The sequence below is a fragment of the Actinomadura sp. 3N407 genome (genome assembly GCF_052245875.1).
GTDB lineage: Bacteria > Actinomycetota > Actinomycetes > Streptosporangiales > Streptosporangiaceae > Spirillospora.
Genome location: NZ_JBQQBP010000001.1, coordinates 86,805 through 109,552 on the forward strand (window position 1 = coordinate 86,805; position 22,748 = coordinate 109,552).

Genomic DNA, 22,748 nt, shown 5'->3' on the forward strand with positions numbered 1-22,748 from the left:
CCGCTCCGCCGGGGCTCGGCTCCAGGCGGCGGTCAGTCGTCGGGGGAGTCGTAGCCGGGGTCGACCAACTCGGGAGACAGGCCGAGCAGGTCGGCGACCTCTTCGACGAGCAGGTCGCGGATCATGCGGGCCAGTTCCGCCTCGCCGGTGGCGCGGGCCTCGATGGGACGGCGGAAGACGACGATGCTCACCCGGTCGCCCTCACCGGCGGGGGGCCGAGCAGAGCTCGTCGATTGATCGGCGGTGGGTGGGGGCTGGAGGACGGTGGACCGAGCAGAGCTCGTCGATTGATCGGCGGCGGATGGAGGCTGGAGGACGGTCTGGCCGAGCGGGACGGGACCCTCGAACCACGGTTCCAGGCCCGGCACCTCCTCGACCGTGAACCGGACCCTCGCCAGTTCCCGGCCCCAGCGCAGGCCCAGCCGGCGCACCTCGTCGTCGACGAGGTCGTCGAACCGTTCCGCCCGGGTGCGCGAGACCGGCGCCTGCGGGGGTGTCAGAGGACCACGAACGCCACGACCGTGCCGATCGCGACGCCGTACGCCTGCCACACGGGATCGCACACCTCAAGAGTACCTCTGCCGCCGCCCGTCCCCGGCGAGCAGGCCATCGTGTACCGTCCGGCACCGCCACCGTCCAGACACCCCACGGTGAGGGTCGGAGACCACACGGAATGTAGTTGTTACCCCGGAAATCGCCCGGTAACGGCGACACGTGCGCCCGGGTGGTGGCGGAGCCGGTGGGAGGGAGGTACGGTCAGCCATCGTGAGCCCCGTCCGTACCTGCTCCCGCACCGCCTGCAAGGCGCCCGCAGTGTTCACGCTCACGTACGTCTACCGCGACTCCACCGCGGTCTTGGGGCCGCTAGCCACGTACGCCGAGCCGCACTGCTACGACCTGTGCGCGGAGCATTCCGAGCGGCTCACCGCCCCGATGGGCTGGGAACTGGTGCGGCTGCCGGTCGAGGAGGAGTCCGAGCCCAGCGCGGACGACCTGGAGGCCCTCGCCGACGCCGTCCGCGAGGCCGCCAAGCCCGCCCCAGGGTCGGGTCAGGAGCCGGTCGGGCAGGGCACGGAGGTCGGCCGCCGCGGCCACCTGCGGGTGCTCCGCTCGGAGCCCGCGGCGACGCAGCCCGGCCAGGAGTGACCGCACCACCTCGGGATACCCCCGCCCCGGAACCGCACCGCTCGCGTGGCGACGCCCCGGCCGGCCGCGGCCGCCCATTTCGGTAGGCTCGTGACCCTGCCGCTTCTCGGTCCACCGTCCGTCGCCCTCCTTCCGGAGCGGCTGCGGTCTCACACTCCGGCCGTTAGGTTGTGGGGCATGGCGCGGCAGGTGAAGCGGGCGTTTCGGTACCGCTTCTATCCCACGGACGAGCAGGCGGCGGAGTCGTCGCGCACGTTCGGCTGTGTCCGGCTGGTGTACAACAAGGCCACGCGGCGCCGCTCGATGTACCAGGCGCGAGTGCGCTCCTCCAAAGATCACGTGACGGCGCGGGCCGCTGGTTCTGCTCGATCCTGTGCACCGACACCATCACGCGGCTGGACCCGGTCGAGGCGGTCGTGGGTGGCGGGACCATCCGCGGGGGCCTGCCTTTGAATGTGAGGGTGTGGGAGTGCGGGTGCGGCGCCCGGCATGATCGGGACGTCAACGCCGCGCGTAACATTGTGGCCGCCGGGCTGGCGGTGTCGGCCTGCGGAGCCGGTGTAAGACCTCAACGGGAGTCCTCCCGGACGGGCGGCCGGCGGTGAAGCAGGAAACCCGACCGGCGACGGTTGGAACCCCTGCCTTCAGGCGGGGGAGGAGGTCAAGCAAGCAGGGTTCTCCGGGCGGTGTTCGTCCCGGTGGGCCCTTCCGGACCGGGTTCTTCTGGACAGGGAGCAGGAGTGGGCGACCTCGCCAAGATCTTCAAGGCGTACGACATCCGCGGTGTCGTACCGGACGAGCTCGACGCCGCGACGGCCGAGGCGGCCGGCGCCGCGTTCGTCCGGGTGACCGGGGCGAGCGCGATCGTCACCGCCCACGACATGCGCGAGTCGTCGGTGCCGCTGTCGGAGGCGTTCGCGCGGGGCGCGACGTCCCAGGGCGCGGACGTGATCGAGGCCGGGCTCGGCTCCACCGACCTGCTCTACTACGCCAGCGGCAACCTCGACATGCCCGGCGCGATGTTCACCGCGAGCCACAATCCCGCCAGGTACAACGGGCTGAAGCTGTGCCGCTCGGGCGCCCGGCCCGTCGGCCGCGACACCGGCCTCGCCGACATCCGCGAAATGATCGAGAACGGCGTGCCCGCCTATGACGGCGGGCCCGGCACGGTCTCCCGGCGCGACGTCCTCAAGGGCTACGCCGACCACCTGAAGACGCTCGTCGACCTGTCGTCCATCCGGCCGCTCAAGGTCGTCGTGGACGCGGGCAACGGCATGGGCGGGCACACCGTCCCGCCGGTGTTCGAGGGCCTCCCGATCGACCTGGTGCCGCTGTACTTCGAGCTGGACGGCACCTTCCCCAACCACGAGGCCAACCCGATCGAGCCGGAGAACCTGCGCGACCTTCAGGCCAAGGTCCGCGAGACGGGCGCCGACATCGGGCTGGCCTTCGACGGCGACGCCGACCGCTGCTTCGTGGTGGACGAGCGCGGCGAGACCGTCGCCCCGTCCGCGATCACGGCGCTGGTCGCGACGCGGGAGCTGGCCAAGCATCCGGGCTCCTCGATCGTGCACAACCTGATCACCTCGCAGGCCGTCCCGGAGATCGTCTCCGAGCACGGCGGGACGCCCGTCCGGACGCGTGTCGGGCACTCGTTCATCAAGCAGACGATGGCGGAGACGGGCGCGGTGTTCGGCGGCGAGCACTCCGCCCACTTCTACTTCCGCGACTTCTGGTTCGCCGACTCCGGCATGCTGGCGGCCCTGCACGTCCTCGCCGCGCTCGGGCAGCAGGACGGACCGCTCTCCGAACTGCTCGGCGAGTACACCCGCTACGTGGCGTCCGGCGAGATCAACAGCGAGGTCGCCGACCAGGCGGCCGCCGCCGCGAAGGTCAAGGAGTCCTTCGCCGGACGGCCCGGGGTCGCGATCGACGAACTGGACGGCCTGACGGTGAGCGACCAGGCGGGCGGCTGGTGGTTCAACCTGCGGCCGTCCAACACCGAGCCGCTGCTGCGCCTCAACGCGGAGGCGGGCGACGACGCGACCATGGCGGCGATCCGTGACGAGGTCCTGGCCCTGGTCAGGGAAAAGTGACCGGCCAGGGAAGTGACTGCTGAGGGAAGTGACGCTGCTATGACGATGAATCTCGACTCCTGGCTCCTGGAGATCCTCGCCTGCCCCAACTGCGGCGGCGACCTCCGCGCCGACGACGACGCCGCCGAACTGGTGTGCACCGGCTCGTGCGGCTACGCCTACCCCGTCCGCGACGACATCCCCGTCCTGCTCGTCGACGAGGCCAGGACCCCCGCCCCGTGACGGAGGGGCTGGATCCTTCGCGGCTGGAGGATGCGGCGGCGGCCGAGGAGGCCGATCCCGGGGGGATGCTGCGGCAGGTCGCGTCGTCGGCGGCGCAGGTCCGGGAGGCGCAGCGGGCGGCGGCCGAGGCGGGCGTCGCCGGGCTCGCCGAGGACGGCAGGCCGCGCGCGATCGTGGTCGCCGGCATGGGCGGCTCGGGGCTGTCGGGCGACGTCCTCGCCGCCGTGTGCGGGGTGGGCTGCTCGGTGCCGGTGATGACGGTGCGCGGCTATCGGCTGCCCGGCTGGGTGGGCGCCGCCGACCTCGTCATCGCGGTGTCCTGCTCCGGGGAGACGGAGGAGACCCTGGAGGTCGCCGCGGAGGCCGCCCGCCGGGGATGCAGGCTGCTGTTCGTCGGCGGGGCCGGTTCACCGCTCGCCGGCCTGTCCGACAGGAGCCGCGGGGTGTTCGTCCCCGTGCGTTCGGTGGGGCAGCCGCGGTCGACGCTGTGGGGCCTGACGATCCCGCTGATCCTCGCCGCGCGCTCGCTGGGCCTGGCGGACGCGCCCGACACGGTGCTGGAGTCCACCGCCGTCCTGCTGGAGGACGTCGCGCACCGGTGCCGCCCGTCCAGCGAGCCGTTCGTCAACCCGGCCAAGCGGATCGCGCTCGACCTGGCGGGCGACGTCCCGCTGGTGTGGGGGTCGTCCCCGCTCGCCGGGACGGCGGCGTACCGGCTGTGCTGCCAGCTCAACGAGAACGCCAAGTACCCGGGCGTCTTCGGCGAGGTTCCGGAGGCGGACCACAACCAGGTGATGGCGTTCGACGGCTTCTTCGCCCGGGGCGGCTCCCCGTCCGACCCGGATGACTTCTTCCGTGACCGGACCGACGACCCGGAGCACGGCCTGCACCTGGTGCTCATGCGGGACGGGGAGGAGCATCCGCAGGTGCGCAAGCGGTGCGAGGCGTCCGCCGGCATGGCCCGCGACCGGGGCGTGGCGGTGACGGAGCTCCGAGCCGAGGGCGAACATCCGCTGGAAAGAATCGCGAGCCTGATCGCGATGGCGGACTATGTCACGGTTTACTTGGCTATCGCGCTGGGCGTGGACCCCACTCCGGTGCCGGCCATTCAAGAACTCAAAGCGAGGATCTCCTAAAGATGAGTGCTGAGGGCGGAACAAAGGCCATCGTCGCGGCGCTGGTCGCCAACCTCGGGATCGCGGTGTCGAAGTTCGTCGCGTTCGCGTTCACCGGTTCGTCGTCGATGCTCGCCGAATCGATCCACTCGATGGCGGACTCGGGGAACCAGGGCCTGCTGCTCTTGGGCGGCAAACGCTCCAGGCGCCACCGGACGCAGCAGCACCAGTTCGGCTACGGGCGTGAGCGCTACTTCTACGCGTTCGTCGTCGCGGTCGTCCTTTTCACCGTCGGCGCGGTCTTCTCCCTGTACGAGGGCTACCACAAGATCTCCCACCCGGAGGAGATCAAGTCCGCGGGCTGGGCGTTCGGAGTGCTGATCGCCGCGATCATCATGGAGATCTTCTCCTTCCGCACCGCGATCAAGGAGTCGAACCTGGTCCGCGGCGACCAGTCCTGGTGGGAGTTCATCCGCCGCGCCAAGGCCCCCGAGCTGCCGGTGGTGCTGCTGGAGGACCTCGCCGCCCTCGTCGGCCTGTTCCTCGCGCTGTTCGGCGTCTCGATGGCCGTGGCCACCGGCGACGGCGTGTGGGACGGCGTCGGTACCATCGCGATCGGCGTGCTGCTCGCCGTGATCGCGGCGATCCTGGCGTTCGAGACCAAGAGCCTCCTGATCGGCGAGGGCGCCGACCCCGACACCGAGCGGCAGATCGTCGAGGCGCTGGAGTCGGTGGACCAGGTCGACCACCTCGTCCACATCCGTACCCAGTACATGGGCCCGGAGGAGCTGCTGATCGCCGCCAAGATCGCTGTCAACCACGACGACACGGCCGTGGACGTGGCCCGGGGCATCGACGCGGCCGAGGCGAAGATCCGGGAACGGTTCCCCGAGGCGAAGCTGATCTACCTGGAGCCGGCGCTGAGCGAGCCCTCGACCAAGGGCGTCCCGGCACCCGCGGACAGCCCGGAGACGACGAGCCCGGAGACGACGAGCCCGGAGGAGACGAGCCCGGAGGCGCCGGCCCCGGAGAGCCCCGCGTCATCGTGAACATGGGACCCCTCGCCGGGCGGCCGCCGCCGTGCCGGTCGACCCCAGCCCAGGCGAGACCGGCGAGTGCCTCCGAAGAGGCCGGTACGACGGCCGTCCGGCGAGGTGTTCCCATGCCTCCCCGCCCGGACCCCTGAAACCGGGCGGTTCTGGTGTGACCGCGGTGGCCTCGCCGAACCCCCTACGTCGGCGGCGGCCACCGTTGCGGTCACGGTTAAGACACTACGTTCGCGCTGGTCTCCGGCACGTCCCCCTCAGGGAGGGAACGCACGTGGTACTCCAGGTGGACACGCGCCGCCCGCATACATCCGCGCGGTGAGGAAAGTGCGCGCCCCAGCGGTCACTATTGAGAGGTGACCTCCGACGACAAGGCCCGGCCCGGACCCGACCCCGCGGGGTTCGGCCCAGCGCTCGCGCACCACGCGTGGCGGCTGTCCGGCCGGATCGTAGCGGGCGTGGGGCAGCTGCTGCTGTGGATCCTCACCGGCATCGGCACCCTGCTGCGCCCGCCGGCCGTCCGGCTCGCCGTGCGGCTGAACGGCGGCATGGGACGCCGCCCGGCCCCCGGCATGCCCGGCGCCCCCGGAGCGCCCGGTGGCCCGGCGGACGCGACGGCGCCGCTGCCCCGGTGGATCAACACCTGGCGGGAGGTCGCCGGCTCCTGGTACTTCGCCCCGCTGACCGGCCTCGCCCTCACCATCGCGGCCCTCGCCGAGCTGGCGCCGCGCGCCGGCTCGCCGATCAGCCTCGCGGCCGGGTTCGCGGTCGCGGCGACGCTCCCGCTGGTCTGGCGCCGGGAGAACCTGCGCCCGGTCGCGGCCGTGGTGCTCGGCGCGGTCGCCGCGAACCTGCTCACCGGCGAGATCCTGCTGATCACCACCGGTTTCGCGGCCCTCTACACGCTGTACGCGCTGGGACGGCAGCTGCCCCGGCAGTCCACCGGCGTTCTCGCGATCGGCAGCGTCGCCACGCTCGCGGTCGTCTACCTGGCCACCGGGACGCTGGACGACATCCCGTGGCCGGCCGCGTTCATCGCCGTCCTCGCCGCGATCGGCCTCGGGGACGCGCGGCGCGTCGTGGAGTCGGCGGGACGGACCGAGGCGGAGGCCGCCGAACGCACCAACGAGACCCTCACCCGGCTCACCGCCGTCCAGCGGGAGCAGGCGGTGATGCGGGAACGCGCCCGCATCGCCCGTGAACTCCACGACGTCGTCGCGCACTCCGTCTCCATGATCGCGGTGCAGGCGGAGACCGCCCCGTACACGATGGACAACCTGTCGCCCGAGGCCCGCGCCGGCTACACCGAGATCGCCAAGACCGCGCGGGACGCGCTGGTGGAGATGCGGCGGCTGCTCAGCGTGCTGCGCGCGGACGCCGCGCCGGAGCCGGAGGCGGCCAACTCCCCGCAGCCGCGCCTGGACCGGCTGCCCGACCTGATCGAGCAGCACCGCGGCGCCGGCGGCCGCGTCGACCTCGCCGTACACGGCGACCCGCGTGCGCTGTCCACGACGGTGGAGCTGTCGGCGTACCGGATCGTCCAGGAGGCGCTGACGAACGCCAGGCGGCACGCACCCGGCGCCGGAGTGCACGTCGACCTGATGTTCCTGCCGGACCGGCTGGCCGTCCGCGTCAGCGACAGCGGCGCGCCCGCGCAGGGTCCGGCAGGGCAGGACGGGTCCGCGCGGACGAGGGTGCTGAACCGCGACGACCCCGCCTCCCGTACCGCGATCGTGGACCCTGCGGGCCCGACGTCCGTGGACAGCGGACGCACCCGCCTGGAGACGCCGGAGTCCGGTGGCGGACACGGGCTCGTCGGGATGCGGGAACGTGCGACGATGCTGGGCGGACGGTTCTCCGCCGGCCCGGCCGCCGAGGGCGGGTTCCTGGTGGAGGCCGAGCTTCCGCTGACGAGGGAGGGGAATTCGACCCGTGGACACGGTTCCGAGGCGCCTCCGGGCGTCCGCTGACCCCGCCGCCGGCATTCCCCCCGGCGGTGTTCTCCCCGCCGGCGCGCCCCGCGCCGGCGTTTCCTTCGCAGGCGTCCCCTTCTTCGATGAGCCCGTGAGGCGGCAACGGTGATCAATGTGCTGATCGTCGACGACCAGACGATCGTGCGGGCCGGGTTCGCCGCGCTGCTCGCCGCGCAGGACGACATCACCGTCATCGGGGAGGCCGGCGACGGGCGCGAGGCCGTCCGGATCGCCGAACGCAGCCGGCCCGACGTCGTCGTCATGGACATCCGGATGCCCGGCATGGACGGCATCGAGGCGACCCGCCGCATCCTCGCCCTCCCCGGGTCGGAGGGCGTCCGGGTGCTGGTGCTGACGACGTTCGACGTGGACGAGTACGTCTACGAGGCGCTCGCCGTCGGCGCGAGCGGTTTCCTGCTGAAGGACGCGACGGCGGACGAGCTCGTCTCCGCCGTCCGGGTGGTGGCGCGCGGCGACTCGCTGCTCGCTCCGCAGGTCACCGGGCGGCTCATCCGCGAGTTCACCAAGCAGCGGCGCAACAGGCCGCAGGCGCCGTCGGAGCTGTCCACGCTGACGGCCCGCGAGTCGGAGGTCCTCGTCCTCATCGCGGGCGGGCTGTCCAACGGCGAGATCGCGGAGCGGCTCGTGGTCAGCGAGCACACCGTCAAGACGCACGTGGCGCGGGTCTTCACCAAGCTCGGCCTGCGCGACCGGGCCCAGGCCGTCATGCTCGCCTACGAGTCCGGTGTCGTCGTCCCCGGCGAGAACGCGTGTTGATCGCAGTCCCGGCCCACTGCGCTCGCCTGGCGGCTCGCTCCGTGACCGGGTCTGTGCGAGCGCGCATCGCTTCGCGATCTTCCGGTGAGGCTCGCCTTCGGCGTCGCCTCCCCCGTCAGGTCACGCGCTCGCGCGACGGCTGAGGCCGTTTCGGGCCGGCCCTACCGGCGGCGGAGGAGGCGCATGGCCTTCTCCTTCTCGAAGTCGAGTGCGCGGGTGGGAGGAGCGGACAGCCGTCCGATACGTTCGCCGAGTTCGCGCACGTGCGCCTGCACCTGGGGCTCGGCCAGGACGCGCAGCCCGAACGCCAGCTCGGCGGGGCCGATGTCGTAGCGCTTCTCCAGCGCGAGGGCGAGCGCGACGGCCCGCAGCTCGGCGTCGCCGAACTGGCGGTGGCCGCCGCCGCGCCCGCGGCCGGAGACCGCCTCCCGGGTGGTGGGCAGCAGCCCGAGGGCCTCGCGGTAGCGGAGCATGCGGGGCGAGGTGCCGAGCCGCCGGGCGGCCTCCGTGATGCGCATGGGCCAATTCTGACAAATCTGTGTCAGGAAGTCGCCTCCGGTCGTGCCAGCGGGTGCCCGCCGACCGTAGACTCACGCGTTGACGCCACCGCGCACCGACCCGCACCCCGCGGACCCGCCACCACCAAGGGAGCAACGAAAGCATGGACTACAAGGTCGCCGACCTATCGCTCGCCGATTTCGGGCGCCGTGAGATCCGGCTCGCCGAGCACGAGATGCCGGGCCTCATGGCGGTGCGCGAGGAGTACGCCGCCGCCCAGCCGCTGCGCGGCGCGAAGATCATGGGCTCGCTGCACATGACCATCCAGACCGCCGTGCTGATCGAGACGCTCGTGGACCTCGGCGCCGATGTCCGCTGGGTGTCCTGCAACATCTTCTCCACCCAGGACCACGCCGCCGCCGCGGTCGTCGTCGGCAAGGACGGCACCGTCGACGACCCGAAGGGCGTCCCGGTGTTCGCGTGGAAGGGCGAGACCCTCGAAGAGTACTGGTGGTGCACCGACCAGGCCCTCCAGTGGCCGGACGGCAGCGGCCCGAACATGATCCTGGACGACGGCGGCGACGCCACCATGCTGGTCCTCAAGGGCGCCGAGTACGAGAAGGCGGGGGCCGTGCCGACCGCCACCGCCGAGGACCCCGAGGAATGGGGCGTCATCCTCGACACCCTCCGCCGGACCATCGCCGACAAGCCCGGCCGCTGGACCGCGACCGCCGCCGAGATCAAGGGCGTCACGGAGGAGACCACCACCGGCGTCCACCGCCTCTACGAGATGGCGAAGGCCGGCACGCTCGCGTTCCCGGCGATCAACGTCAACGACTCGGTCACCAAGTCGAAGTTCGACAACAAGTACGGCTGCCGTCACTCGGTGATCGACGGCCTGAACCGCGCCACCGACGTCCTGATCGGCGGCAAGGTCGCTGTCGTGTGCGGCTACGGCGACGTCGGCAAGGGCTGCGCGGACGCGCTCCGCGGCCAGGGTGCCCGCGTGATCGTCACCGAGATCGACCCGATCTGCGCGCTGCAAGCGGCGATGGACGGCTTCCAGGTCACCACCCTGGACGACGTCGTCGACGTCGCCGACATCTTCGTGACGACCACCGGCAACTTCAACATCATCACGGCTGAGCACATGGGCCGGATGAAGCACCAGGCGATCGTGTCCAACATCGGGCACTTCGACAACGAGATCGACATGGCCGGCCTCGCCAAGACCCCCGGCATCGAGAAGATCGACATCAAGCCGCAGGTCGCCGAGTGGCGCTTCGAGGACGGCCACTCCATCCTCGTCCTGGCCGAGGGCCGGCTGATGAACCTGGGCTGCGCCACCGGGCACCCGTCGTTCGTGATGTCCAACTCGTTCACCAACCAGGTCATCGCTCAGATCGAGCTGTTCACCAAGACCGACGAGTACCCGATCGACGTGTACGTCCTGCCGAAGCACCTGGACGAGAAGGTCGCCCGCCTCCACCTGGACGCGCTCGGCGTCAAGCTCACCGAGCTGACCAAGGAGCAGGCCGCCTACATCGGCGTCCACGTCGAAGGCCCCTACAAGCCCGACCACTACCGTTACTGAGTTGATTGGCGGTGCCCGTGGCTCCGGGCGCTGGGGCGCCCTCCGCCACGGGCACCGCGTGCGATTGCCGCATCGCTCCGACTCGCCTAGCGGCTCGCTGCGCGATCAGGTTCTCGCAGGCTCGAACCTGGCTTCGCTCGCAATCGCGACGGTTTGGGTTGTCGCGTGGCTGGTGCGTCGGCCGGTGTTGTCGTAAAAGTGGGTGGATGCGGGGAGTCGATGAGCGATATCGCGGATGCTTCGCTGGCCTATGAGGGTGTCAAGCGGATCGAGTGGGCCGACCGGAGCATGCCCGTGCTGCGGCAGATCCGGGAACGGTTCGCTGACGAGCGTCCCCTGGACGGGCTGAAGGTCGCGGCGTGCATGCACATCACGACCGAGACCGCCGGGCTGATCCGTACTCTCCAGGCGGGCGGCGCGAGCGTCGCACTCGCCGCGTCCAACCCGCTCTCCACCCAGGACGACACGGCCGCCGCGCTCGTCCAGGAGTACGGGGCGGAGGTCTTCGCGCGGGCGGGCATCGACCGTGAGGGCTACTACGCCCACATTCACCAGGCGTTGGAGACCGGGCCCGACATCGTCCTGGACGACGGTTGCGACCTGGTCAACACGTTGCACATCGACCGCACCGACCTGCTCGGCACGGTCAAGGCGGGTTGCGAGCAGACGACGACGGGCGTCATCCGCCTGCATCAGATGGTCTTCGAAGGCGCGCTTCGCTTCCCGATGGTCGCGGTCAACGACACCGACACCAAGCACATGTTCGACAACCGGTACGGCACCGGCCAGTCGACCCTGGACGGCATCATCCGCGCCACGAACACTCTCCTGGCCGGCAAGACGGTCGTCATCGCGGGTTTCGGTTACTGCGGCCGCGGCCTGGCCGAGCGGGCGCGCGGCCTTGGATCCCGTGTCGTCGTCACCGAGATCGACCCGGTCAAGGCCCTGGACGCCGCCCTGCAGGGTTTCTCCGTCCAGCCCATGTCGGAGGCCGCCGTCGACGGCGACGTCTTCATCACGGTCACGGGTAACCGCGACGTCGTGAACGCTGAGCACCTCGCGGTGATGAAGGACGGCGCGATCCTCGCGAACTCCGGCCATTTCGACGTGGAGATCGACGTCCGCGCCCTGGCCGAGATGGCCGTCGAGGTTCACCGGGGCGTCCGCCCGCAGGCCGACGAGTACGTCCTGGCCGATGGGCGCCGCCTCGTCCTCCTCGCCGAGGGCCGCCTGGTCAACCTGGCCGCCGCCGAGGGGCATCCGGCCGCCGTGATGGACATGTCGTTCGCCGACCAGGCACTCACGTGCGCGTGGCTCGCCACCGCCCACCCGACCCTGGCCCCGGCCGTCCACGACGTCCCGAAGGAGATCGACACGGAGGTGGCGCGCCTCAAGCTGGCGTCGATGTCCATCTCCATCGACCTGCTGACCAAAGACCAGGAGGACTATCTGCACTCCTGGCGCATCGGATCCTGAGCCGTGCCCGCCGGCACCTACCTCCACCTGGACGAGGAGTCAGAGGAGCGCTTCCAGTGCGCCCCGGGACCCGGCGGCTGGCGCTACACGTCCCTGCGCTCCGACGGCGTCCGCGTGGACCTGGTCGTGGACGCGCGCTGGCGCCAGATCCGCCTCGAACTCGTCACGCCGACCTGGTGGCTTCGGGGCGGCGTCACCGGCCCCGAGGTCGCCTGGGTGCGCGCGGCCGGTGAGACGGGCACCGAACACACCGAACGGGCGGCGGGCTTCATATCCGACTCGCCCGGTTTCCTCATCGCGGTCGCGCGCTTTCTGGACCTGGGCGAGGACGCGGAGGCGGACGTCCGCCTCGTCCGGCTGAGCGGCCCGTCCCTTTCGCCGCTGACGGCCACCTGGCGATGGCGTCGGGCCGGAACGTCCACCTACGACACCGACACTGGGCCGCTCCCGGTCTCGCAGTACGACGTCACGGACCTGTCCACGGGCGAGATCGAAACGGTGCACCTCGCGGGCGACGTCGTCCTCGCCGCGCCCGGCATAGAACTCACCGCCCTGGAATCCCCGCCCAACCTCACCTTGCCGTGACCACACGGCGGGCGACGCGGCGCCGGAGCGGTCCCCAGGATCGGGCGGCCGAGAGACCCCGGCGTCGTCCGCCCCGCTCGTCACGGAAAATGCTCAACAAGCTGTCCTGATACGCATTTGCCGATATTGTCCCAAGCCTCGTCATGATCAGGAGGTCGCGGACGTGTACGGCCAGGTACCGGACCGGCAGGGGCAGCCGCCGCTGCCCGTCCCCCGGGTGGGCGCCCCCGCCCCGCCGCCCGCCAAGCCGCCCGCCAAGAAGCCGCCCGCGCTCGTCCTGGTGGGCGTGGGGGTCGTGGCCATGCTCGGCGTGGCGGCCCTCGGCGTCGCGCTGTTCAAGGACATCGGCGAGATGACGGGCCCGCTCAAGGCCGAGCAGTGCGTCGACACGAGCTTCGGCGTGAACGCGGGCAACAAGATCCCGGCCAGCGAACGGGTGCGCTGCGACGGCGGCGAGGCCAAGGCCAAGGTGCTCAAGGTCACGGGCGAGGGGGAGGCCACCGCCTTCCGGTACGGCACGCGGGCCGAGCCCGACTGTCCCGCCGGGACCGACGGGATAACCAACGTCACGGTCAAGACCGGCGACAAGCACTACTTCGAGGCGTGCGTCCGCAACGTCAAGGGGCCGCACCCGGGCGACCCGGGCGCGGGCGGCGCGCAGCTCTCCACCGGCGACTGCGGCATCGGGATTCACCAAGCAGACCCCGGACGTACAACGAATCGTTGTAACTGGCCGTCAATCCAGTTGTTTGATCCTGGAATCCCCTGCTCAGTACGGTCACCCCGATCAACGTGAAGTTGTCGAGGGAGATGACGAGGGGCGCGGGCGAACGTGGTCAGACGGTCGCTGGGCCGGCGGTTCGGGTGGCTCTGGACGGCGTACGCGGCCAGCACATTCGGCACCTCGCTCGCACTCGACGCGTTCCCCCTGATCGCGATTCTCGTGCTGGGCGCCGGACCGGGCCAGGTGTCCCTCCTGGCGGCCGCGGGCCTGGCGGCGGGGGCGGTGGTCGCGGTGCCGCTCGGCCCCTGGGTGGAGTCCAGCCGCAAACGGCCCGTGATGATCGGGATGGACCTGATCCGGTTCGCGGCCTTGATGAGCGTCCCCGCGGCATTCGCGCTCGGCCGGCTCACCCTCCTCCAGCTCCTGGTCGTGTCCGTCATCGTCGCCGCCGCCGGGATCGCCTTCAGGGCGGCGAGCGGGGCATGCCTGAAAGCGCTCGTGCGGCCCGGCGACCTGCTCGTCGCGAACGGACGGTTCGAATCCACGACCTGGACCGCCACCGTGCTCGGTCCACCGCTCGGCGGCGCCGCGATCGGCCTGTTCGGCCCGGTGACGACCGTGCTGGCGGACGCGGTCGGCCATCTCCTGTCCGCCGCGGCCGTCCGCGCGATCGGCGGAAGGGAGCCACGCCCCGCCCGAACCGGCCCACCCGGGTTCCGAGCCGGTGACCTGCTCGAAGGATGGCGGTACATCCTGACCCACCCGGCGCTCCGTCCGCTGTTCTTCAACTCGATCCTGGTCAAAGGTCTGATCCTCGCGACGTCACCGCTGCTGGCCGTCCTCATGCTCGGCAACCTCGGGTTCGCCCCGTGGCAGTACGGCCTGGCGTTCGGTGCCCCCTGCGTCGGCGGCCTCATCGGCTCGCACATGGCCCCCCGGCTCGTCGCACGGTTCGGCCAGCACAAGGTCATGCTCACCACCGGCACCCTGCGCGCGTGCTGGCTGCTCGGGCTGGCCTTCGTCCACCCGGGCACCACCGGCCTCGTGCTGGTCATCACCGTCGAACTCGGCCTGATCACCTGCATGGGCGTGTTCAACCCGGTGTCCGCCACGTACCGGCTGCAACAGACCGCGACGGACCGGGTGGCCCGTACCCTGGCCGCCTGGTCGGTCACCGGCAACATCACCGTCGCGGCCCTGACCGCCCTGTGGGGCCTCCTGGCCGCCATCACCGGGCCCCGCATCGCGATCGCGGCGGCCGGCATCGTCATGCTGACGACCCCGCTCCTGCTCCCTCGCCACGCCCGGACACCACCAGAACCGGACCCGGCCCCGCGTGAACCCGGCGGCCCTGTCCGGCGACTGTGCGGGTGACGGAAGGACGAGATGGACGACGAACTGCTGGTGGTCCGCTCCCAACTGGGGGAACGGGCGGCCTTCGCCGAGCTGGTGCGCCGCTGGCACGTCCCGGTGTGGACGTTCACCCGCCGGATGCTGGACGAACAACGAGCCGACGACGTGGCCCAGGAGGTCTGGGTGGCGGTCCTGCGCGGCCTGCCCCGGCTGGCCGACCCCGCCAGGTTCGCCCCCTGGCTGTTCACCATCGCCCGCCGTGCGGTGCTCAACAGGCTCCGCCAGGAGTACACGGTCACCGAAACCCCCGCCGGCCCGCCGCCGGACGACCTGGCCGGCGAAGTCGTGGACCGCACCGTACTGGTCGCCGCCCTGGCCGCGCTGCCGGCCGCCGAACGAGAGATCCTCATCCTGTTCTACCTGGAGGACCTGTCCGCCGAGGACTGCGCGCAGATCTGCGCCGTCCCCGTCGGCACAGTCAAATCCCGCCTCCACCGCGCCCGCCGCCTGCTCCGCGAACACCTGGCCGAGAAGGGATACCAGCCATGACCGACGAACCGCGCATCACCGCAGGGGAAATGCTGGAGCGGCTGGAGCCGATGATGTCGCGCGGCCGGCGCCTCCGGAACGTCGGGGCATTGCTCGCCGGACTGTCCGGAGCGACGTTCACCACGCTCTTGTGGGCCACCGAACCGGGGCCGCTGCCAGACCGCACACACCTGTCCTTCGCCCTGCTCACCCTGATCTGCCTGGCATGGACCGGCTACGGCATCTGGTCCCTCACACGGCGCACCCCGCTGTTCGCCCTGGACCAGGTGATCGCCGCCTGGCTCGCCACGGCCGCCGCCCTGCTCACCGCGACCGTCACGGTCACCCTGGCCGTCGTCAGGGACCGAGGCACGACCCTCGCCCTGGCGACGAGCGCCGTCCTCATCACCCTGGGCGCGCTGCTGGTCACCCGCGCCCACAAACGCCGAGCAGTCCTCCTACGCCGAAAAACAGACCTCACCGATCCCGACCACCGATGAAACCGACCCGCCCATCCCGCTCGGCGCCAACGACAGACCTGACTTCGATGACATCGTTCTAAGGCGGTGAACGGTAGGAACCGTTGGGCGTGGGGTGACCTGATTTTGCCCGGCGGCGGGAAAGCCCCCGGTGTGGGGGAGTGGTTCACGCGGGAGATCGCGGACACCGGGCGGCTGCGGTTGTTCTGCTTCTTCGTGGCGTTCATCGCCGGGTTCCTGTTCATCCGGTTCAGCGTGCGGATGATCCGGCGGCGGGTGCGGTGGTGGCCGGGGAACGTCACGCCGGGCGGGCAGCACATTCATCACGTGGTGTTCGGCCTGGTGTTCATGTGCGTGGGCGGTGTCGGCGGGCTGGCCGTCCAGGACGGGTCGTCCGGGTGGGCTGCGGCGTCCGCGGCGGTGTTCGGGGTCGGGACCGCGCTGGTGCTGGACGAGTTCGCGCTGGTCCTGTACATGCGGGACGTCTACTGGAGCGAGCAGGGCCGGTTGTCGGTCGAGGTCGTGTTCATCACGATCGCCCTGTGCGGGTTGCTGTTGCTGGGTCTGCGGCCATTGGGCGTGGACGACATCGCGGGGGACGGGCTGTGGAGCGTCATGCTCGTTCTCGTGCTCGATGCGTGCGTGGCCGTGGTCGCCCTGGTCAAGGGCAAGATCTGGACAGGGGTCATCGGGTTGTTCGTCGGCGTGATCGCGCTGGTCGGGGCCGTACGGCTGGCGCGGCCGGAGTCGCTCTGGGCCCGGCGCCGGTACTCAGCGGGTTCGCGGAAGGAGCGGCGGGCGCAGGTTCGTGAACGCCGGTACCGGCGTCCCGTGCAGCGGTTCGGTGATCGGCTGAGCGACCTCATCGCCGGACGTCCGTCCGCCGATTAGCTCAGTGATCGATCTTTTTGCGGGGGAGCGCGAACCTGGGCGTGGGGTGTGGGCGTCTGACTGTGTGGTGGCCGTGGAGGTCGGGGGACCACGGCCACCACCCCGACTCAGTAGGGGGACGGGCCGCCGAACATTTCGCTGAGGCGCGGCGCCAGTTCGAAGTCGCCGCGCAGTTCCAGCCGGCCGTCCATGATGAGGGACGCCGGGTTCGCGTCGCCGGCGAGGGTTCGCAGGAAGTCGGCCGTCGACATCGTGAGGGTGAGGGCCGGGTCCTTCGCGGGGCCCTGGCGGGCGCGGGCGCGGGTCTTGCCGATGCCGAGCGTCCAGGCGGTCTCGCCGCCCGTACGGGTCAGGCGGATTTCCAGTTCGCCGGTGAAACCGCCCGACGCGGACGGGTCGTAGGCGCGGGCCATGCCGGCGAAGAAGACGCGTTGGGCGTTCGGGCCGAAACGCCGTTCGATCTGCGCGTCGGTCCGGCCGTGGACGAGTTTGTAGAAGCCTCGCCGAAACCGTCTGCGGCTCGCGGCGCGGATGTCCGCGCCGACGGGAAGCCGGGTACGGGACGAGCGGTGTGCGCGGGCGACTTCCGCGTCCTCGTCGATGCGGTAGCCGGGCGGCGTCGTGCGGGCCGGTTTCCGGCGGGCGAGGGCGGCCTCGATGGCGGGGGCGAGGCGTTCGGCCTTGGCGGCTTCGCGTTCGTCGCGGCCTTCGGTGAAATGGGGCAGGACGGCTTTCCCGAACAGTTCGAGGGTCTCGCATATGTGCTCGTGCTTGTTCGGGCCCGCCTGGAGGACGAAGGAGATCTGGTCGACGCCGACCGACTCGTAGCGCCGGATCCCTCGTCACCCGGTCGCTCGTCACCCGGTCGCCCCTTCGGGTCAGCCTCACCCCGATTGGACGCCACGTCAACAAGCCCCGGACCGCGCCGACCAAGCGTTCGCTTGACGTGGTGCGGGCCGGGACGGCACCGTGAACCGGACGGAACGGCGGGAGGAGGCCCATGGCGCCGCTGGACGGACTCCGGGTCCTGGACCTGACGATGTGGCGGCCCGGCCCGTACGCGACCCAGCTGCTCGCCCAGCTCGGCGCCGATGTGATCAAGGTGGAGCCGCCGCGCGGGGAGCCGATGCGGATGTTCCGGAGTCACTTCGACGTCCTCAACCGGCACAAGCGCAGCATGGTGCTCGACCTGAAGTCCGAGGACGGGCTCGCGCGGTGCCGGGAGCTGGCGGGCGGCGCCGAGGTCTTCGTCGAGGGGTTCAGGCCCGGTGTGGCCGACCGGCTCGGTGTGGGGCACGAGGCGCTGCGCGAACTCAACCCGGGCCTCGTCTACTGCTCCATCTCCGGGTACGGCGCCGAGGGGCCGCTGTCGGACGTCCCCGGACATGACATCAACTACCGCGCCTACGCCGCCGCGCTCCCGCCCGACGCCGTGTCACCCGAGGCGGACGAGCTGCCCATAGCGGATATGTCCGCCGCAACGATGGCCGCGTTCGCGATCACCGCCGCCTGCCTGAAGGCACGGGCCACCGGCGTCGGCGACCGGATCGACCTCGGTATGGCGGACGTCCTGGCTCACTGGGTCGGCACCGTCCCGGAGGCGACACGGCGGTCGGGCGCCGGGCCCGTCCCCGGATACGGCGTGTACCCGGCGAAGGACGGCCGGAAGATCACGCTCGGGGTCGTGTCCGAGGACAAGCTGTGGGCGGCGACGTGCCGCGCCCTCGGGATCGGCGAGCACGCGGACGTCCCGTTCGCCGAGCGGCTGGGCAGGATCGGGGAGCTGGACGCCGCCGTGACCGCCGCCGTCGGGAAGCTCACCGGGGCGGAGGCGATCGAGCGCCTGACCGAGGCCGGCGCACCGGTCGCGCTCCTGCTGTCCCGCGCCGAGATGCTCGGCGTCGGCCACTTCGGGCAGCGGCGGGTCCAGGCCGAGGGACCGGTGCGGACGACCGTGCACCCGCCGCTCCCCGAAGGACCGGTCGCCGAGCTGGACGAGCATCGCGGGCAGGGCTGGCGTCATCTCACGGACTGATATTCAGGTTGGAATGTCCGATCCGGGTGGCATGCTTGTGACGTGAGCCCACGTGTGATGAGTCCCGTCCTGGTCGGCCGGTCGGCCGAGCTGGGGGAGCTGGAGGACGCGCTCGCCGGGGCGCCCGGGGCCGTGCTCATCGGCGGTGACGCGGGCCTCGGCAAGACCCGCCTGATCCGCGAGTTCGCCCGGACCGTGGCGGGCGCCGCCGGCGGCGGACGCGCCAGGGTGCTCGTCGGCGGCTGCCTGGAGCTCGGCTCCGACGGCCTGCCGTTCGCCCCGTTCACGACCGTCCTGCGCGAACTCGTCCGCGACATCGGCATCGACGGCGTCGCCGGGCTCGTGCCGCGCGGCGACACCGGCGGCCTCGCCCGGCTGCTGCCCGAGTTCGGGGAGCCCGAGTCCGACGCCGCCTCCGGTGAGGAGCGCGCACGGCTGTTCGAGGTGATGCTGACGCTGCTGGAGCGGCTCGCCGAACGCGGCCCGGTCGTGCTGGTCATCGAGGACGCCCACTGGGCCGACCGCTCCACCCGCGACCTGCTGGCCTTCCTGATCCGCAACCTCGGCGTCGCGCCGGTGCTGATCGTCGTCACGTACCGGTCGGACGAGCTGCACCGCACCCATCCGCTGCGCCCGCTGCTCGCCGGGCTGGAGCGGGTCGAACGCGTCCGGCGGACGGAGATCGCCCCGCTGTCCCGCAGCGATGTGGCCGCGCTCGTGGCGGAGCTTCTCGGGGACGAGCACCGCCAGGCCCCGCCCGGCCTCGTCGAGCGGATCGCCGCCCGCAGCGAGGGAAACCCGCTGTTCATCGAGGCGCTCCTCGACGACGACGGCACGCTGGCGTGCGAGATCCCCGAGTCGCTGCGCGATCTGCTGCTGGCCGGCGTTCAGCGCCTGCCGGAGGAGACCCAGGACGTCCTGCGGGACGCCAGCGGCGGCGGCACCCGCATCGACCACGCGCTGCTGGCCGCCGTCACCGGCCTCGAAGACACCGCGCTGACGCGGGTGCTCCGTCCCGCCGTCGCCGCCAACGTGCTGGTCGTGGACGGCGACGGCTACGCGTTCCGGCACGCCCTGATCCGCGAGGCCGTCCACGACGACCTGCTGCCGGGCGAGTACACGCGGCTGCACCGGCGCTATGCCGAAGCCCTGGAGGACGACCCGGCGCTCGTTCCGTCCGGGCGGCTCTGGGTCGAGTTGAGCTACCACTGGAAGGCCGCCCACGACAGTACGTGGGCGCTGGTCGCGTCCTGGCGCGCCGCCGCCCACGCACGCAAGGCCCTCGCTTACGCCGAGTGCTTGACGATGCTGTCGCGCGTCCTCGAACTGTGGGACCGGGTCCCGGACGCGGAGGAACGCATCGACGCCGACCACGTCACGGTCCTGGAGAAGGCCGCGTCCGCCGCCGACCAGGCCGGCGAGTTCGACCGCGGCATCAAGCTCGTCACCGCGGCCCTCCGCGAAGTCGAAGCCGAGGCCGGGACCGTGCCGGCGGCCGGGGCGGCGCCGGAGGCCGGGGAGGGCCCGCGTGACCCGGCCCGCGTGGCGATGCTGCTGGAGTTGCGCGGCCGCATGCGCTACCAGATGGCGCGTCCGGGCTTCGTCGAGGACCTGCGGGCCGCGGTGGCGCTGCTGCCGCCCGACCCGCCGACCGCGCTGCGCGCGCGTGCGCTGGCCACGCTGGGGAACTACGTCCGGCTCACCACCGACATCGGCGAGGCCCGCAGGGCGGCGGCCGAGTCCCTGGCCATCGCGCGGGCGCTCGGCGACCCCCTCACCGAGGCGGAGGCGCTGATCACCCAGTTCTGCGCCGACATCGACTACGTGAACGAGGTCGACCTCGCCGAGGTCGAACAGACGGTGAAGGCCAGCGGCGACCACCGGGTCCTGCTCCGGTACTACGTGATCAAGACGCATTTCCTGGAGGGCGCCGGCCGGCACGAGGAGGCCGCCGCCGTCGCCGGACGCGGCATCGAACTCGCCCGCGAGCACGGTGTGGCCCGTACGCAGGGGACGTTCCTGTCCATCAACCAGGCCGAGCCGCTCGTCTCGCTCGGCCGGTGGGACGAGGCCGTCAGCGTGCTGAACCACGCCATGGAGCAGGACCCCGCGGTGACGACCCGCACGTCGCTGCTCGTCCTGTCCGGCTGGATGGCGCTGTCGCGCGGGGACCTGGTCACCGCGAAAGAGCGGCTGATCACGTCCCGCGACATCATGAACCTCAGGATGAAGTGGCTCAAGACCCAGGACTACTTCAGCACGCTCTGGCTTGAGGCGAACGTGGCGCTCGCCGAAGGACGCGCCGAAGCGGCGCTGGACGCGGTGCGTCCCGTCGTCGGTCACGCGGGCCTGCCCGACGACGCCCGCTACGCCTGGCCGGCGCTGGTCACCGGCGCGTCGGTCTGCGCGGAGCTGGGCCCCGCCGCCGCGGGCGACCTGCGGCGGATCGAGGAACGCGCCGCCGCCCTCGACGTCAACGGCCCTCTCCAGCGTGCGCACTGCCTCACGTTCAGCGCCGAGCTGGCCCGCGCGCGCGGCGTCCTCGACCTGGCCGCCTGGGAGGAGGCCGCGGCGGCGTGGGAGGCGCTCGGCAACCCGTACTACCGGGCGGGGGCGCTGTTCCACGCGGCGGAGGCCGCGCTGGCGGGCGGCGACCACGACGCGGCGGCGTCCCGGCTGCGGACGGCTGCGGAGCTGGCGGACGGCCTCGGCGCCGTCCTGCTCGGCGAACGCGTCGCCGACCTGCTGCGCCGCACCCGCACACCGCGGGGAGGCGAGACGTCCGCGCCGCTCGGGCTGACGCCGCGGGAGTACGAGGTGCTGCGCCTGGTCGCGGAGGGCCGCAGCAACCGCGACATCGCCGAGGCGCTTTTCATCTCGGCGAAGACGGCCAGCGTGCACGTCTCCAACATCCTCGGGAAGCTGGACGTGGCGAGCCGTGGTGAGGCCGCCGCGACCGCGCACCGCCTGTCGCTGTTCGCCGCGCCCGCCGGGCGCGACACCGCCGAGAACGGGCGTGGCGCCGCCTCCCTGACGTGATTCGGTGGCGGGGATCTCCCCTCCGCAGGACCCCCGCCCCCGAACCGTCGGACCACACGGGAACTTCGTGGCCGGCCTTCGCGGTCACGGTCCGCGGAAGCAGGCGTGCTTCTCCGCCCGGAGAGGCGGCCCGTGACCGTTCCGGCCAATGCCCAGTGTCGTGGTCGAGGGGCCGCCAGGTACGGGAAGACATACCGATCTCCGGTACAGGAAAAAAGCGACGGGGACGAGCCGTGTTTCGTGACCCGTCCCCGTCCAAGGCGTCCTCGCCCGGCGCGTCCCGTCCGGGACCCGGCCGTGTCAGCGGGGGACGCGGGCGACGCAGAACACCGTCTGCCCGAACGGCGGCTTGACCACGCGCTCGATGGTGCGGGTGAGCGGCACGACCGTCCGGTCGTAGATCTTGACGAGCTTCGGGTCGGGGTAGCCGGCGCCGCCGCGGCGGACCGCGAACCACCAGGCGATCCCGCCGAGGAAGTTGATCGGCTTGAGCACCTCGGGGACGAGCCCGGCCTCGCGGACGGACGCCTCCAGCGTCGCCGGGGTGTACCGGGTGACGTGACCGACCTTGCGGTCGAAGTCCCCGTACAGCTGCATGTAGCCGGGCACCCAGATGACGATCCGGCCGCCGGGCTCGGTGACGGACGCGAGGTCGCGGAGCGCCTGGACGTCGTCCTTGATGTGCTCCAGGACGTTCATCATCACGACGGTGTCGACCTTGCGCCGGATCTCGATTTCGGCGGGCAGCGCCAGGTCGATGACCTCGACGTCGCCGTCACCGTCGTAGCGCTTGCGCAGCTCACCGACGCAGTACGGGTCGTTGTCGCTGACGACGAGGTAGTCGAGGCGCCCGGCGAACTGCTCGGAGAAGTGCCCGAGACCCGAGCCGACCTCCAGCATGGACCGGCCGACGTGCGGGGCGACGGTCTCGTACTCGTACTTGCGGTAGTTGCGGGCCTCGTCCCCGCCCAGATGGTTCTCCAGTGCCCCTTCCCCGGCGGCGGGCTGGACGACGTCCCCGCCCGCGTTCTCACCCGCGGCGGGCGCGGCGGGTGCGGCGGCCGGGCCGGACGGCTTCTTCTGCCGGCTGCCGACGAGGTTGAGGAGGGTGCCTGCGATGGACTTCTTCTGACCAGGTGACTGCATACTTCCCGCTCGCTGGGTGCGTTGG

General features: G+C 71.7%; 22 protein-coding genes and 1 pseudogene. 19 read left to right on the top strand and 4 right to left on the bottom strand.

What is annotated here, in order from left to right:
• Positions 1–32: 32 nt before the first annotated feature.
• Positions 33–563 carry a metallopeptidase family protein gene (locus tag ACTWPP_RS00340; protein ID WP_443101971.1) on the bottom strand — a complete coding sequence of 177 codons (531 nt, stop codon included), beginning with the start codon at positions 561–563 and terminating at the stop codon, positions 33–35.
• A 202-nt stretch (positions 564–765) separates the two neighbouring features.
• Here ACTWPP_RS00340 and ACTWPP_RS00345 point away from each other — a divergent pair, with 202 nt between their 5' ends.
• The 9 genes and pseudogenes from ACTWPP_RS00345 (at position 766) to ACTWPP_RS00385 (ending at position 8,375) form a co-directional block, all read left to right on the top strand.
• Positions 766–1,146: a DUF3499 domain-containing protein gene (locus ACTWPP_RS00345; RefSeq protein ID WP_358451203.1), complete on the top strand. Its 381-nt coding sequence runs from the start codon at positions 766–768 to the stop codon at positions 1,144–1,146.
• A gap of 177 nt (positions 1,147–1,323) precedes the next feature.
• On the top strand, positions 1,324–1,599 hold the full coding sequence (locus ACTWPP_RS00350) for a helix-turn-helix domain-containing protein (protein ID WP_443101972.1): 276 nt from the start codon (positions 1,324–1,326) through the stop codon (positions 1,597–1,599).
• A pseudogene (locus ACTWPP_RS00355) lies at positions 1,587–1,774 on the top strand (zinc ribbon domain-containing protein); the annotation flags it as partial. The gene ACTWPP_RS00350 and the pseudogene ACTWPP_RS00355, both read left to right, overlap by 13 nt.
• A 112-nt stretch (positions 1,775–1,886) precedes the next feature.
• Entirely contained in the window at positions 1,887–3,242 is a 1,356-nt protein-coding gene (locus ACTWPP_RS00360; RefSeq protein WP_443101973.1) for a phosphomannomutase/phosphoglucomutase, read from the top strand.
• A 39-nt stretch (positions 3,243–3,281) separates the two neighbouring features.
• Positions 3,282–3,464: a Trm112 family protein gene (locus tag ACTWPP_RS00365; protein WP_443101974.1), complete on the top strand. Its 183-nt coding sequence runs from the start codon at positions 3,282–3,284 to the stop codon at positions 3,462–3,464.
• Positions 3,461–4,600 (top strand): SIS domain-containing protein, encoded by a 1,140-nt coding sequence (locus tag ACTWPP_RS00370; protein ID WP_443101975.1) that lies wholly within the window; start codon positions 3,461–3,463, stop codon positions 4,598–4,600. Before ACTWPP_RS00365 ends, ACTWPP_RS00370 begins: the two co-directional genes overlap by 4 nt.
• Positions 4,601–4,602: 2 nt before the next feature.
• Positions 4,603–5,628, top strand: a complete 1,026-nt coding sequence (locus tag ACTWPP_RS00375; RefSeq protein WP_443101976.1) for a cation diffusion facilitator family transporter — start codon at positions 4,603–4,605, stop codon at positions 5,626–5,628.
• Between the two features lie 353 nt (positions 5,629–5,981).
• On the top strand, positions 5,982–7,595 hold the full coding sequence (locus ACTWPP_RS00380) for a sensor histidine kinase (protein WP_443101977.1): 1,614 nt from the start codon (positions 5,982–5,984) through the stop codon (positions 7,593–7,595).
• A 108-nt stretch (positions 7,596–7,703) separates the two neighbouring features.
• A complete protein-coding gene (locus ACTWPP_RS00385; protein ID WP_443101978.1) occupies positions 7,704–8,375 on the top strand; it encodes a response regulator in 672 nt (223 codons plus the stop codon).
• Positions 8,376–8,536: 161 nt separating this feature from the next.
• On the opposite strand, the gene ACTWPP_RS00390 is transcribed toward ACTWPP_RS00385, so the two are convergent.
• Positions 8,537–8,893, bottom strand: a complete 357-nt coding sequence (locus ACTWPP_RS00390; protein WP_443101979.1) for a MerR family transcriptional regulator — start codon at positions 8,891–8,893, stop codon at positions 8,537–8,539.
• A 143-nt stretch (positions 8,894–9,036) separates the two neighbouring features.
• Between ACTWPP_RS00390 and ahcY (ACTWPP_RS00395) the strand changes: the two genes are divergently transcribed.
• From ahcY (ACTWPP_RS00395) to ACTWPP_RS00430, 8 genes are all read left to right on the top strand, one after another.
• On the top strand, positions 9,037–10,467 hold the full coding sequence (gene ahcY / locus ACTWPP_RS00395) for an adenosylhomocysteinase (protein ID WP_443101980.1): 1,431 nt from the start codon (positions 9,037–9,039) through the stop codon (positions 10,465–10,467).
• 219 nt (positions 10,468–10,686) lie between these two features.
• Positions 10,687–11,943 (top strand): adenosylhomocysteinase, encoded by a 1,257-nt coding sequence (ahcY, locus tag ACTWPP_RS00400; RefSeq protein WP_443101981.1) that lies wholly within the window; start codon positions 10,687–10,689, stop codon positions 11,941–11,943.
• A gap of 3 nt (positions 11,944–11,946) precedes the next feature.
• Positions 11,947–12,528: a hypothetical protein gene (locus ACTWPP_RS00405; RefSeq protein ID WP_443101982.1), complete on the top strand. Its 582-nt coding sequence runs from the start codon at positions 11,947–11,949 to the stop codon at positions 12,526–12,528.
• Positions 12,529–12,691: 163 nt separating this feature from the next.
• A complete protein-coding gene (locus ACTWPP_RS00410) occupies positions 12,692–13,324 on the top strand; it encodes a hypothetical protein (RefSeq protein ID WP_443101983.1) in 633 nt (210 codons plus the stop codon).
• Positions 13,325–13,360: 36 nt separating this feature from the next.
• Positions 13,361–14,626, top strand: a complete 1,266-nt coding sequence (locus ACTWPP_RS00415; RefSeq protein WP_443101984.1) for an MFS transporter — start codon at positions 13,361–13,363, stop codon at positions 14,624–14,626.
• 12 nt (positions 14,627–14,638) lie between these two features.
• A complete protein-coding gene (locus ACTWPP_RS00420) occupies positions 14,639–15,154 on the top strand; it encodes an RNA polymerase sigma factor (protein WP_443101985.1) in 516 nt (171 codons plus the stop codon).
• Positions 15,151–15,633 carry a hypothetical protein gene (locus ACTWPP_RS00425; protein WP_443101986.1) on the top strand — a complete coding sequence of 161 codons (483 nt, stop codon included), beginning with the start codon at positions 15,151–15,153 and terminating at the stop codon, positions 15,631–15,633. The genes ACTWPP_RS00420 and ACTWPP_RS00425 overlap by 4 nt, the downstream gene beginning before the upstream one ends.
• A gap of 132 nt (positions 15,634–15,765) precedes the next feature.
• Positions 15,766–16,503 (top strand): hypothetical protein, encoded by a 738-nt coding sequence (locus ACTWPP_RS00430; protein ID WP_443101987.1) that lies wholly within the window; start codon positions 15,766–15,768, stop codon positions 16,501–16,503.
• 107 nt (positions 16,504–16,610) lie between these two features.
• Here ACTWPP_RS00430 and ACTWPP_RS00435 read toward each other — a convergent pair whose 3' ends face one another.
• A complete protein-coding gene (locus ACTWPP_RS00435; RefSeq protein WP_443101988.1) occupies positions 16,611–16,916 on the bottom strand; it encodes an SCP2 sterol-binding domain-containing protein in 306 nt (101 codons plus the stop codon).
• 587 nt (positions 16,917–17,503) lie between these two features.
• Here ACTWPP_RS00435 and ACTWPP_RS00440 point away from each other — a divergent pair.
• The gene (locus ACTWPP_RS00440) at positions 17,504–18,538 is read left to right on the top strand and encodes a CaiB/BaiF CoA transferase family protein (RefSeq protein WP_443101989.1); all 1,035 of its coding nucleotides are present in this window, start codon (positions 17,504–17,506) and stop codon (positions 18,536–18,538) included.
• Between the two features lie 42 nt (positions 18,539–18,580).
• Positions 18,581–21,577: a helix-turn-helix transcriptional regulator gene (locus ACTWPP_RS00445; RefSeq protein WP_443101990.1), complete on the top strand. Its 2,997-nt coding sequence runs from the start codon at positions 18,581–18,583 to the stop codon at positions 21,575–21,577.
• 300 nt (positions 21,578–21,877) lie between these two features.
• Here the strand turns inward: ACTWPP_RS00445 and ACTWPP_RS00450 are convergent, their stop codons facing one another.
• The gene (locus ACTWPP_RS00450) at positions 21,878–22,723 is read right to left on the bottom strand and encodes a class I SAM-dependent methyltransferase (RefSeq protein WP_443101991.1); all 846 of its coding nucleotides are present in this window, start codon (positions 22,721–22,723) and stop codon (positions 21,878–21,880) included.
• Between the last annotated feature and the right edge of the window lie 25 nt (positions 22,724–22,748).

Excerpts from the sequence above, each read along its gene's own strand:
- ACTWPP_RS00435 (WP_443101988.1), bottom strand. The coding sequence starts at position 16,916 with ATGGCCCGCGCCTACGACCCGTCCGCGTCGGGCGGTTTCACCGGCGAA.
- ACTWPP_RS00375 (WP_443101976.1), top strand. The coding sequence starts at position 4,603 with ATGAGTGCTGAGGGCGGAACAAAGGCCATCGTCGCGGCGCTGGTCGCC.
- ACTWPP_RS00450 (WP_443101991.1), bottom strand. The coding sequence starts at position 22,723 with ATGCAGTCACCTGGTCAGAAGAAGTCCATCGCAGGCACCCTCCTCAAC.
- ACTWPP_RS00440 (WP_443101989.1), top strand. The coding sequence starts at position 17,504 with ATGGCGCCGCTGGACGGACTCCGGGTCCTGGACCTGACGATGTGGCGG.
- ACTWPP_RS00365 (WP_443101974.1), top strand. The coding sequence starts at position 3,282 with ATGACGATGAATCTCGACTCCTGGCTCCTGGAGATCCTCGCCTGCCCC.
- ACTWPP_RS00425 (WP_443101986.1), top strand. The coding sequence starts at position 15,151 with ATGACCGACGAACCGCGCATCACCGCAGGGGAAATGCTGGAGCGGCTG.
- ACTWPP_RS00350 (WP_443101972.1), top strand. The coding sequence starts at position 1,324 with ATGGCGCGGCAGGTGAAGCGGGCGTTTCGGTACCGCTTCTATCCCACG.
- ahcY (WP_443101981.1), top strand. The coding sequence starts at position 10,687 with ATGAGCGATATCGCGGATGCTTCGCTGGCCTATGAGGGTGTCAAGCGG.
- ACTWPP_RS00390 (WP_443101979.1), bottom strand. The coding sequence starts at position 8,893 with ATGCGCATCACGGAGGCCGCCCGGCGGCTCGGCACCTCGCCCCGCATG.
- ACTWPP_RS00420 (WP_443101985.1), top strand. The coding sequence starts at position 14,639 with ATGGACGACGAACTGCTGGTGGTCCGCTCCCAACTGGGGGAACGGGCG.
- ahcY (WP_443101980.1), top strand. The coding sequence starts at position 9,037 with ATGGACTACAAGGTCGCCGACCTATCGCTCGCCGATTTCGGGCGCCGT.